Annotated in this window: 6 protein-coding genes; 4 read left to right on the forward strand and 2 right to left on the reverse strand. The window is 43.3% G+C overall.

Annotated features, from left to right (window positions below; genetic code table 11):
- Positions 1 to 89 precede the first annotated feature (89 nt).
- The 3 genes from recC to recD all read left to right on the forward strand — a co-directional run bounded on the left by recC (position 90) and on the right by recD (position 9,834).
- The gene (recC, locus tag L4C54_RS14460; protein ID WP_428808737.1) at positions 90 to 3,581 is read left to right on the forward strand and encodes an exodeoxyribonuclease V subunit gamma; all 3,492 of its coding nucleotides are present in this window, start codon (positions 90 to 92) and stop codon (positions 3,579 to 3,581) included.
- Positions 3,582 to 4,027: 446 nt separating this feature from the next.
- On the forward strand, positions 4,028 to 7,648 hold the full coding sequence (gene recB, locus L4C54_RS14465; protein ID WP_428808738.1) for an exodeoxyribonuclease V subunit beta: 3,621 nt from the start codon (positions 4,028 to 4,030) through the stop codon (positions 7,646 to 7,648).
- Positions 7,648 to 9,834 (forward strand): exodeoxyribonuclease V subunit alpha, encoded by a 2,187-nt coding sequence (gene recD, locus L4C54_RS14470; protein WP_428808739.1) that lies wholly within the window; start codon positions 7,648 to 7,650, stop codon positions 9,832 to 9,834. Before recB ends, recD begins: the two co-directional genes overlap by 1 nt.
- Before the next feature lie 129 nt (positions 9,835 to 9,963).
- Here the strand turns inward: recD and L4C54_RS14475 are convergent, their stop codons facing one another.
- Positions 9,964 to 10,143, reverse strand: a complete 180-nt coding sequence (locus tag L4C54_RS14475) for a hypothetical protein (protein ID WP_428800971.1) — start codon at positions 10,141 to 10,143, stop codon at positions 9,964 to 9,966.
- A gap of 233 nt (positions 10,144 to 10,376) precedes the next feature.
- A complete protein-coding gene (argA, locus tag L4C54_RS14480) occupies positions 10,377 to 11,732 on the reverse strand; it encodes an amino-acid N-acetyltransferase (RefSeq protein WP_428808740.1) in 1,356 nt (451 codons plus the stop codon).
- A gap of 141 nt (positions 11,733 to 11,873) precedes the next feature.
- Between argA and L4C54_RS14485 the strand changes: the two genes are divergently transcribed.
- Positions 11,874 to 12,341: a DUF2850 domain-containing protein gene (locus tag L4C54_RS14485; RefSeq protein WP_428808741.1), complete on the forward strand. Its 468-nt coding sequence runs from the start codon at positions 11,874 to 11,876 to the stop codon at positions 12,339 to 12,341.
- Positions 12,342 to 12,383 lie beyond the last annotated feature (42 nt).

Consider the following 12,383-nt stretch of genomic DNA (forward strand, 5'->3'; position numbering starts at 1 on the left):
TAGCTGTGTAGTTTGTTCAAAATACCCTACTAGGTTAAGTAGTTATGCTAATCTGAGTCTATCTGCGGCAAGAATAGTATGAGCGTATTTTGTTTACCGTCTATCACTCCAATCAAATCGATATTCTCAAGTCTCTTTTAGTTGAGCTTGTACGTCAAAATCCATTAGAAAACCCGTTTGAAAAAGAGCAAATTCTGGTTCAAAGCCCGGGTATGTCTCAATGGTTGAAGATGGAACTCGCCAACGAATTTGGTATTGCCGCTAACCTTGAATTTCCCCTTCCTGCGACTTTTATTTGGGATATGTTCACCCAGATTTTGCCCGATGTTCCCAAGCGTAGTGCTTTTAACAAAGAAGCGATGACATGGAAGTTGATGCACCTGCTGCCTTCAATGTTAGGCCAGGACGAATTTCAGCCGCTTGATCGTTATCTCGACGACGATGATGACCACTCTAAACGCTATCAATTGGTAGAGAAAATTGCCGATATTTTTGATGGCTATTTGGTGTATCGACCGGAGTGGATAGCCCGTTGGGAAGCGGGGCAGAGCGTTGATGAACTTGAAGATCTGCACCCTTGGCAGCCGATATTATGGCAAGCTTTGTATGACTATACGCTTGAACTTGAACAGTCCCCTTTTCATAGGGCAAACCTTTATGAAGAGTTCATTGATACGCTTGCTCACTACCAAGGTTCGTTTGAAAACTTACCAAAGCGACTTTTTGTGTTTGGTATTTCATCGCTTCCTCCTCGTTATATGGATGCCTTAAAAGCGATCGGCGAGCATATTGATGTCCACCTAATGTTTACCAACCCATGTCGTTATTACTGGGGCGATGTGCGAGACCAAAAATACTTATCCAAATTGGCTGCAAAGGGCCGACAGCACGTAGAGTGGCAGAGCGATCATTCTGAAGTTGGTGGTCTAACGGAGCAATTAAAAGGCAGTGTGGAAGACAATGTTATCGATGAGCTGCATACGGATGTAGTCGGTAATAACCTGCTTGCCTCATTAGGTAAGCTTGGCCGCGATAATATGTTTCTACTTTCTCAACTTGAATCACATGAGATTGAGGCATTTGTCGATATACCAAGAGACTCACTGCTGCATAACTTGCAAGCGGATATCCTAAACCTTGAAGAGCATCAAGACGACGAACAGCTTGATTCGAGTCGACACAAGCAAACCATTAATAGTGCTGATCACTCTTTAACGTTGCACGCGTGTCATAGTGCGATGCGTGAAGTTGAAGTATTGTACGATCAACTACTTGGTATGTTTGATGCGAACGAGGATCTAAAGCCTCGTGATATTATCGTTATGGTCCCTGACATCAATGCTTACAGCCCTGCGATTCAAGCCGTCTTTGGTAATGCACCGGGTGATCGGTACATCCCATTCTCTATATCAGACAGAACCGCCACTCAAGAGAGCCCAATTCTAGCGGCGTTTATGCAGTTGGTGGACTTACCCAATACGCGTTGTTTAGCGTCAGAGTTACTTGAGCTACTCGAAACACCGGCAATGATGGCGAAATTTGGACTCGACGATGATGATTTCTCTCAAGCCAAACGTTGGATAGAAGAATCAGGTATTCGTTGGGGTCTTGATGGCCTAACCGCCAAAGAGTTTGAACTACCAGAGACATCGCAAAATACATGGCAATTTGGCATTCAAAGAATGCTACTGGGCTACGCCATGCCCGAAGCTGCAGGGCTGTTTGATATGGGCATTGACTCATCAGAACAGAAGCAAGCACTTGCTCCTTATAACGAAGTCCAAGGTATGCAAGCTGAGTTAGCAGGAAAACTAGCTCACTTTATCGACCTTATAAGCGATTACCGAAACAGACTGGCTCAGACTCAGTCAATTGAAGCTTGGCGCGAAATACTCAATCGATTGTTGGATGATTTCTTTTCGGTGGAGCTTGAAGGTGAAGTGGCGCTGAAATCGATACGAGACACGTTAGCCTCATTGAAAGACCAGCTTGCTGAAGCGGCTTACTCTGAAGATATTGCACCAAATGTGGTGAGTTTATACCTCAATAATAAGCTATCAGGTACGCGGGTTAGTCAGCGCTTCTTAGCAGGGCAGGTAAATTTTTGTACTCTGATGCCAATGCGTTCAATCCCATTCAATGTTGTCTGTTTACTCGGGATGAATGATGGTGTTTATCCGCCGAATGACATCACCGAAGGTTTTGACTACTTACAAAATAGTTTTAGACCGGGAGACCGCTCAAGGCGTGAAGATAGCCGCTACATGTTTTTAGAGGCGATACTTTCGGCCAATCAACGACTATACGTCAGTTATATTGGGCGTTCTATTCAGGACAATACCGAGCAAGTTCCTTCTGTGTTAGTCACGGAACTCATGGAGTACTGCCAGCAAAACTACTGTCTACTGGGCGATGAAACTTTGCCGAGTGATGAATCGGGAGACAAGCTGGTTTCATCTCTTATTTCTCAACATGCGATGGTGCCATTTAGCCCATCAGAGTTTTCAAGTGAATATGGTAGCTATGCCAAAGAGTGGATGCCAGCCGTTAATAGGCTTGGTCAGCAAAGTGGTGAGTTTGAACGTCAGCTCAGTGACTATCTATTAGGTGCTACTTTTCCGATCTCGCTCGATGTTGTTGAGCTACAACGTTTTTGGCGCTTGCCTGTTCAGTACTTTTTCAACCGTCGTTTAAAGGTCGTATTTGAACCCCCTTTACCCGTCATGGCCGATGATGAGCCTTTTGTACTTAATGGTTTAGAAAGCTATCAGATACGAGATCAACTGCTTGAACGAATCCTTTCTGCGCGCTTATCTGGTGAGCCTAACTCATCAGGAAATCAGGGGATCCAGAAAATCATTGATGATTTTGTCGCGCAGCAGAGGGCACAAGGAAAGCTACCTGTTGGTGCATTTGGTGATATTGAATTTGAAACCAACAGAGCTCAAGCTGAAGAGTTGGTTGAGACTTTGGCATTTATCTGTAGTAGCCCACTTGATGACATCGATATAAACCTAACTTTCGATGTACTTGGTGAAGGTAAAGATATTCAACTAACAGGCTGGCTGACTCAGCACTATCAATCAGGTCTTGTTCGTTATCGTAGTGGTAAAATTCGTGCTCAAGATTACCTCTCTGCTTGGATTGACCACCTTTTATTAACGATCTCTGGCATGTCTAAACCGACTCATATTGTTGGTTACGATCGTAAAGAAGGGGTGGTCCATGAGATCTATCCTGCGATAGAAGATGCAGGGTATGCGCAAGATCTGCTTAATGAGTTAGTACGTTTGTATTATCAAGGCATGACAACGCCATTGTGCTATTTCCCTAAAACAGCGTTAGCCAATGTTGATGCAGGCTTTAGTCGTGGTAAATGGGTCGATGACGAAGATAAATCGAATAAGAAAATGTCCGGGACATTTAATGACAGTTATATGATGACTGGTGAAGGGGCGAATGTTTATATTTCTCGTATTTGGCCACAATGGAATGATGAGTTAGCTGCGCAAGTAAGAATGCTCTCTGCTCTTGTTATTCAAGCGCCAAGATTAGCTGTGATTAATGCGGCAGATGCCTAAGCATGACTATTCCGTTTATTGAAATTCTAAGAGTTGCTGCTGTGGGATATCGAACGAGCGTTAAACGAGTTCAATTGGGAAGAAGTAAAATGGCCGCCAGTCAATCATTATAGTGTAGGGCGTTTTCTGTACGGCCATAGGTCAGAGGGACCATTATTCTGTTGGTTGTAAGTATTCGCATTGGATACTCACTTAACCTGTGAGCGCATACTATAGGCTCACTTGATCCTCTACCGTGAGTGAGATCGCACTAGCTTAGTATGGTTAGTCACTAAGTATTAGTTTGTCAGATTTTTCATAGCTAGATCACGTTATACAGCCAATTTATTGGGTTAAAAATTTAAGTTCGAGAGTGTGATAGTGGTAATTTACTCAGTAGCAATGAAAGTAATGTGCATTCAATTGGATAGCTTTATGCAGTTAGCAAGTAAAAGGGTTTGGATATAATGACAACGGCACTAGATACCATGACGTTTCCGCTGCATGGAGCAAGGCTTATTGAGGCATCAGCAGGCACGGGTAAAACATTTACCATTGCTGGTTTATATCTCCGCTTATTGCTTGGGCATGGCGATGACAATACCCGTCATCAGCAGCCGTTAACCGTTGATCAAATATTAGTCGTGACCTTTACTGAGGCAGCAACGGCTGAATTGAGAGATCGTATTAGAGAGAAAATCCACTTGGCTCGAATCGCTTTTTCACGTGGTAAAAGTAATGAGCCAGTTATTAAGCCGTTACTTGAAGCGGTTAGCAATCATAAAGAAGCCGCTAAAATACTATTACAAGCAGAGCGCCAAATGGACGAAGCGGCGGTCTATACGATTCACGGATTTTGTCAGCGCATGCTTACGCAAAATGCTTTTGAGTCCGGTAGCCGATTTAACAATGAATTCGTTACCGATGAAAGTCATTTAAAAGCTCAGGTCATTGCTGATTATTGGCGTCGTAATTTTTATCCGTTAGCGATTAATCTTGCCGGGGAAGTTAGGCGCATCTGGGGCTCACCAGCTGAATTGCTTTCTGACATTGGTGGTTATTTAACAGGTGCGCCATTAACTTTGTCAGTGGAAGCCATGAGTGGCGATTTACAATCTCTACATCAAGTAAACCTTTCCAAAGTTGATGCACTGAAGCAGTTGTGGCTTGAGCATCATGATGATTTCCATGACTTAATTGCAAACTCTGATATTAACAAACGTAGCTACACCAAAAAATCGCTACCGACTTGGTTGGAGGCGATATCTGAATGGGCCAAGCACCCATCAACAAGCTACGATTATCCCGACAAATTAGAACGCTTTGCACAAAATGTTCTATTAGAAAAAACACCCAAAGGCAGCGCACCACAACATGACGTTTTTGATGCGGTTGAAGCGTTTTTAGCCACGCCCGTAAACTTAAAAGCACCATTAATGGCTCATGCTATTGAGCAATGTCGTGAAAAGTTAGCCAGTGCGAAAAAGCAGAAACAGTGGCTATCATTTGATGATCTTCTTACTCAACTCTCTGCCGCGATAGATGTCGATGACGAAGCTCTTCTCACTGAGCGCATTCGTAGTTTATACCCTGTGGCAATGATTGATGAGTTCCAAGATACCGATCCCCTTCAGTACAATATTTTTAGCCGTATCTACTTAAATAATCCTGAGTGTGGGTTCTTTATGATTGGCGATCCTAAGCAAGCGATCTATGGTTTTCGTGGTGCAGATATTTTTACTTATATCAAAGCGCGGAATCAGGTAAGTGCTCACTATACGCTTGGGACTAACTGGCGTTCGAGTGCCAATATGGTGCTTGCTGTGAATCAGTTATTTGAATCATCATCAAGCCCATTTATTTATGATGACGATATTCCATTCCTGCCAGTGAACTACAGCCCTGTTGCAGATAAAAAGCAATGGGTTCTCAATGACCAGATTCAACCCGCGATGACCTATTGGTTGCAAGACGCTGAAGACAAACCCAGAACCAAAGGTGAATATCTTGATGAGATGGCGCTCGCGACAGCAAGTCAGATCCAAACGATATTAACCGAGGCTCAAAGTGGCAACGCCTATTTTGAAAGTACTGGCGGTGATAAAGAAACTAAAAAAGAAACAGTTCAAGCGGGCGATATCGCGGTTTTGGTTAGAACCGGTAATGAAGGACGAATGATTAAGCAGGCACTTGCGGATAAAGGCATTGCCAGTGTGTACCTTTCTAATCGTGATAGCGTGTTTACCAGTGGTATTGCTCAAGATATTCAACGCTTACTTCAAGCGACGCTGACTCCGGAAAACGATCGAGCTCTGAGAGCGTGCTTAGCCTCTGAGTTGTTTGCATTAAATGCGAGTCAGTTAGATGCATTAAATAACGATGAGATAATCTGGGATCACGCGGTTAACGAGTTTAAAGAGTATCGTAAATTGTGGCTTTTACGGGGTGTGCTACCCATGCTTCGTTCGGTGATGAGTAAGCGTCATATCGCGGAAAGGTTACTTGAAGAAGAGAACGGTGAACGAACGCTTACTGACTTAATGCACATTGGTGAGCTACTACAACAAGCAAGGCAAGAGCTGGATAGTGACCATGGTCTACTGCGCTGGCTAGCCGAAACGATTAGCCAAGCTGAGCAAGGCTTAGGTGGCAGTGATGATCAGATACAACGCCTTGAATCAGAAAGAAATCTCGTTCAAATCGTCACTATTCATAAATCAAAAGGCCTCGAGTACGACTTAGTCTTTTTGCCTTTCGTCATTAGCTATCGTGAGGCAAGCGAGGGTAAGTATTACGATGAAGAAAACGATCAAACCATTCTCGATATCACTAATAGCGGCGCAGCGCTCAAGCAAGCAGACAAAGAACGTTTAGCTGAAGATCTGCGTCTTATGTACGTAGCGTTAACTAGAGCCGTTTATGGCTGCTTTGTTGGGACATCGCCAATACGAAATGGCCGCTCCACCAAAGAACCGACAGGCGTAGACAAAAGCGCTTTGGGATACCTTTTACAAAATGGACAGCAAGGCACGATTTCTGATTTGACCAATGCGATTAGCGCTCAAACAAAAGCTTTGCCCGCTATCGCATTAACTGACTCACCCGCTGAGCAAGAGTCTGTTTATATCGCCACAGAAGAAGAACTGGTTGAGTTTGATGCAAACGAATTAACAAGGTCGATTGATAGATCATGGCGAGTAACCAGTTACTCAGGTTTAGTTAAGCAGGGTAATAGCCACTCTCAGTATGATGCGACTGTCGAAATTCAAGGCTTTGATATTGACTCAGTCGAAGAGCATGACGAGTCTGAAATTGTTGAACCGGAACGATCCATCTTTACTTTTCCACGAGGCGCAAGGCCCGGAACTTTTCTACATACGCTGTTTGAAGAAGTTGAGTTCACACGACCAGCCAATGATGAAAATAACCAAGCCGTCATTGTTGATCTTATGGAAAAGGAGCAGCTAGAACCGCATTGGCTGCCTGTTCTACAACAATTAGTGGATACCGTTTTAAGCACGCCTTTAGATGGTGAGCGGTTGCTTTTGAAGCAAACTCAGCAATCACAGCGACTCGTGGAAATGGAGTTTTTGTTACCCATCGAAGTTCTGACTGCCAATGGGCTAAATCAAACGATCAGTAAACATGATGAGCTGTCTGCTAAAGCAGGAGTATTAGGCTTTCAAACGGTAAAAGGGATGCTTAAAGGCTTTATCGATTTAGTGTTTGAGTACCAAGGGAAGTATTACGTATTGGATTGGAAATCTAACCACCTTGGTGATGATGTCGCTTGCTACCATGGAGAGGCACTTCGAGGCGCGATGTCGGGGCATCGATACGATTTACAGTATCAAATCTATGCCTTAGCATTACATCGTTTTTTACGTAGTCGAATGGCGAATTATGATTACGATGATCACTTTGGTGGTGTCTATTACCTCTTTCTTCGTGGGATGGACGGGCAATCAGACCATGGCATTTTTTCCGCAAAACCAAGCTTAGAATTGTTAAACGATATGGATAAACTCATTGATGGTGAAGCATCAAGCGCAGGTATTAGCACCGATCAAATGGAGCTGGATTTTTAATGACAATTTCTCTTCTTGATACTTTAAAGGCGTTGGCTTCAAAGGGCGCAATTCGTCAGCTTGATTATCAGTTCGCTCGATTTGTCGCCTCGCAAGAAAAGTCCTCTCCTCAGGAGATTGGTTTTTTAGCGGGTTTAGTGAGTTATGAACTGAGCAAAGGCAATATCTGTGTGGTTGTGTCTCACTCTTTAATGAGTTCGTCATCGTCTTCAAAAGGTGCAGTCGATGCTATAGCTACTCACCAATGGGCACTCAATTTAGGTTTGTATGGGGAGGCGGCAATAGCGTTAACTCAGCAACTTGAACGTATTGATTGGCCTGCATTAATAGGAAAGTCGAACGTCATTGGTACTCAGGGTGAGGCTATTCCTATGATGTTTGATGGCATCCGCTTGTATCTTCATCGCTACTGGCAATATGAGATGGGACTTTCACAAAGGTTAGCAAGCTTTGGGTCACCTATGATCCTAAAGCCTTCAGAGATCCAAAACCTAACCGAACTCCTCGATCGATTATTCCAACGCAGCTATCACTATCTGTTTAATGCACTTAAAGGTGAGACTTATACGAACTCTAATCAGGTACAACGCCAACAGCTAGTGTGTGATCACCTTGATATTGTGGATAGCAGTGCATTGGATTGGAATGCCATTGATGAACAAATTTTAGCGGCTAAGAAGAGTGAAGACTTATCCGTATTGGATACATTGATTCCTTTATCTGTGTGTGTGAACTGGCAGAAAGTGGCGGCGGCGGTTGCCCTCACTCGACGATTTGCGGTTATTTCTGGTGGACCGGGGACAGGGAAAACAACCACAGTTACTAAGTTACTTGCGGCGTTGATTACTCAAGCGGAACAAGCAGGGAAGGTGCCGACAATTCGCTTGGTTGCCCCGACAGGAAAGGCGGCAGCAAGGTTAACTGAATCTATTGGGCAGGCCATTTCAGAGCTTGCGGTCTCCCCTGATCTAAAAGCTCAAATACCGACACAAGCGAGTACCATTCACCGCTTATTGGGCGCTCTGCCAAATAGTGCTGAGTTTCGTCATAATAAATCGAACCCGTTACATCTAGATATACTTGTTATCGATGAAGCTTCAATGGTCGATCTTCCTATGATGTACAAGGTGGTCGACGCGTTACCAGATCATGCGCGTTTGATATTGTTGGGTGATAAAGATCAACTTGCGTCCGTAGAAGCGGGCTCGGTATTGGGTGATATCTGCTCTTTTCAGAAAGTCGGGTACAGCAAAGCTCAAACTAAATTGCTTCAAGATCTAACGCATTATCAGAATTTATCTGATGGTGGAACAGAGGTAGTTGAAGAGAAAGCCATCAGTAATGAGCTCAATGCAAATGGTCATGCCATTGGTGATAGCTTGTGTATGCTACAAAAAAGTTTTCGTTTTGATGCGCGCTCGGGCATCGGACAATTATCCAAGGCTATTAACTCAGGGCAATCAAAACGTGTTGATGTAGTTTTATCGCAAGGGTTTAGTGATATTCAAGTACAGTCACTAAGCAGTGATAGTTATAACCAAATGCTAAAAACGTTGGTTGATGAGTACGGACTGTATTTAAAGCAGATACACGCGTCGAGAACAGACGTTATAGCTTCACTAGAAGAGCAACTGAAACGTGCTCAATTGGCGCTAAAACAGTTTTCTCAATGCCGACTTTTGTGCGCGATACGTGAAGGTGATTTTGGTGTTTCGGGTCTGAACCAGCGAATAGAGAGAGCGCTAACAACGCAACGATTGATACGGCCACAAGATGAACTGTGGTATCACGGTCGACCTGTTATGGTGACGCAAAACGATCATGGGCTCGGTTTATACAACGGTGATATTGGTATTTGTATGTATGATTACTCGGATGAAGAAAGGCGTCTGAAGGTCTTTTTTGAACTGCCCGATGGAAGTGTTAAATCGGTATTGCCAAGCCGAGTACCAAGCCATGATACGGCTTATGCGATGACCATACATAAATCTCAGGGTAGTGAGTTTGCATTAACGTTGATGGTTTTACCTCCTGACTTTACACCGTTATTAACCAGAGAGCTTATTTATACCGGGATTACTCGTGCTAAAAAACGCTTGGCATTATATGCCAATATGACGGTACTTAAGCGTGGTATAAGAGTGAAAACTGAACGCGCGAGTGGCTTGGTTGATAGGTTGAAATAGGCAAGAAGTAAAAAGCTAGAAAGAAGTAATAGATTGACGCTGATAATGAGCATGGGGTGGAATTATAAGTAACCATCCCTGGCTACTCGGTGTTGCATTGTTATTGAGGCGCTAACCTGAACGAGTTTGCTAGCAAACTGCGCTTGTAAAAGAAATACTGTTGATCTTATAGCGTTCCTGATAATTCAAAATAAAGGCTTTTAAACCTTCATTGACAGGAAAAACGCAATGTACATCTAAGCCTTCTAAAAAGTGGTTATCAGCCATATCCCAAAAACTTTGGATAGAGTTACATATGACGGTCTTCATCGACAATTTGCTCTTAGTTACTTGTTTTAGTATTTAAGGCATTCCATGCGGGCCCAACTGAGTTAGGCAAAGAGTCCAATGACCCCGAAAGGGAGCTCCTCATTTTGAGGAGCTCGAATTTTAACCACATTTTCAAATTAAATAAAGCAGGGTTTTGTCAGGATTTACTATGAAATCGATTACTTATTGTCTCGATTGTAAGATTTAACGCCTTTTATTTCTTTAAGACAAAGCTATACACGAAGCGCTAAGATTTTTGAGCGTCGTTGATAGTTGTAGAGATTTTGTTTTGTCATTGGTAATGATTCAACGCCAACTTCATAGAAGCCTTGTTCCCTAAACCAGTGCAAACTGTGTGTTGTAAGGACAAAAATCGTTTTAATGCCTTGCGACTTTGACTGAAGCTTCATGTGTTCAAGCAGCAATAAACCCCTGTTGCCATCACGGTATTCAGGGTCAATCGCTACGCAAGCCATCTCTGCCATATGCTCATCTTTGTATGGATACAGCGCTGCGCAACCAATGATCAGGCCATCTTTTTCAATAATAGTGAATTGATGGATCTCTTGCTCTAACTGCTCTCTTGAGCGCCTGACCAGAACACCCTGTTCTTCATGAGGACGAATGAGATCTAAAATGCCACCAATATCATCGATTTGAGCGGTTCGTACCTGTTCTGCACTCGCCATCACGACCTGAGTACCAATCCCGTCTAACGAGAACAGCTCTTGAATCAAAGCGCCATCATCTTTGTAACTGATTAAATGACTTCGAGGAACGCCAGCTCGACACGCCTTTGTCGCTGCACGTAAGAAGCGAGTGGTTCCTGAAGAGTCATCTTGCATCGTTTTTTCAGAGCAGTTATCAAGGGAATGACTATTATTACTGTCTAGCAGTTTATCGACATCTTTGGGAAAAAGTTCGGCAATGGCATTGCCATTTTCATCAATCACACCTTGCTCTGAGCAGAACCCAATCAGCTTGTCAGCGCCAAGTTTGATTGCTACTTGAGTAGCCACTTCTTCGGAAAGCAGGTTGAATGAATCACCGGTAACTGAGCTCGCGATTGGGCCAAGAAGAACGATGGAGTTCTGCGCGAGAGCTCTATTTATGCCCTCGATATCGATTCGACGAATTCTGCCACTGTGGCAGTAATCAACCCCATCATCTATACCTAATGGTTGAGAGACAATAAAATTACCACTGACGACATTAAGTTGAGTGCCAGCCATTGGGGTGTTGTTTAGGCTCATAGAAAGCCGGGCAGTAATGGCTAATTGCAACTGACCTGCTGCTTGCATGACGACGTTAAGTGTTTTTTCATCAGTTACCCGAATACCCTTGTGATAGGGCGTTTCTATATTATTGGAATGGAGAGTTTGATTTATTTGTGGTCGAGCACCGTGAACTAACACAACTCTAACACCAAGACTGTGAAGTAATGATAAATCACTAATTATATTGGTAAAATTTTTGTCAGCGACAGCTTCTCCTCCAAGCATGATCACCATGGTCTTTCCACGGTGAGCATTAACATAAGGAGCAGATTGTCTAAATCCTTTAACCAAGGCAGTACTACGAATTTTCAATTTGTCATTCCAATTGAATTTATATGTGATTATATTGCCTTTTTATTCAAGATCGAGCAAGCGGTTTATAGAGTATAGCTCTGTGGACCTATCTATTTGAGTAAGGTAGTCGCTAGGTTAGGGGCAAAACATGAGCAGTGAATGATGGCTAATGTAAGAAAAGCACCGCAAACAGTATTCAAAAGAGAGCCGCCGAAGCGGAACGTTAAACGAGCTAAAAAACGTAAATGGAGAGAAATAGCGGTTATCTTAATGATCGTCGCGATATCGGCTGCTGTCGTTTTAACGTATAGCTACCTTTATAAAATGATACGTATAAGTATGGTTGATCAAGAGTCTGTCCATGGGGTTTGGGTTGAACAAAATGTAGCTGGGTATGCCACGAACAAAATCAATATTGGACCTGATGGTGTCTCGGTCGCTGGTGGTATTGTCGCGACTCGTTATGAGTTTGATGGGACTGTTCTCGAGTATCAAACAGGCAATACCGAGTATCACTTTCGTATGACCAACGAAGAGAATACTCAGATGATCCAAATATCGGATAGTCACTATAATCCAATCTACCGTTTAGATGGAAAGTACACTGAACCACTGCGTAAGTATTAGCATTAGAGAGGTAAATTAATGAAACCACATATTAATTTACCT

Source organism: Vibrio lamellibrachiae (assembly GCF_050337265.1).
In the GTDB taxonomy this organism is placed as follows: Bacteria; Pseudomonadota; Gammaproteobacteria; order Enterobacterales; family Vibrionaceae; genus Vibrio; species Vibrio kyushuensis.

Excerpts from the sequence above, each read along its gene's own strand:
- recB (WP_428808738.1), top strand. The coding sequence starts at position 4,028 with ATGACAACGGCACTAGATACCATGACGTTTCCGCTGCATGGAGCAAGG.
- recD (WP_428808739.1), top strand. The coding sequence starts at position 7,648 with ATGACAATTTCTCTTCTTGATACTTTAAAGGCGTTGGCTTCAAAGGGC.
- L4C54_RS14475 (WP_428800971.1), bottom strand. The coding sequence starts at position 10,143 with ATGAAGACCGTCATATGTAACTCTATCCAAAGTTTTTGGGATATGGCT.
- L4C54_RS14485 (WP_428808741.1), top strand. The coding sequence starts at position 11,874 with ATGATGGCTAATGTAAGAAAAGCACCGCAAACAGTATTCAAAAGAGAG.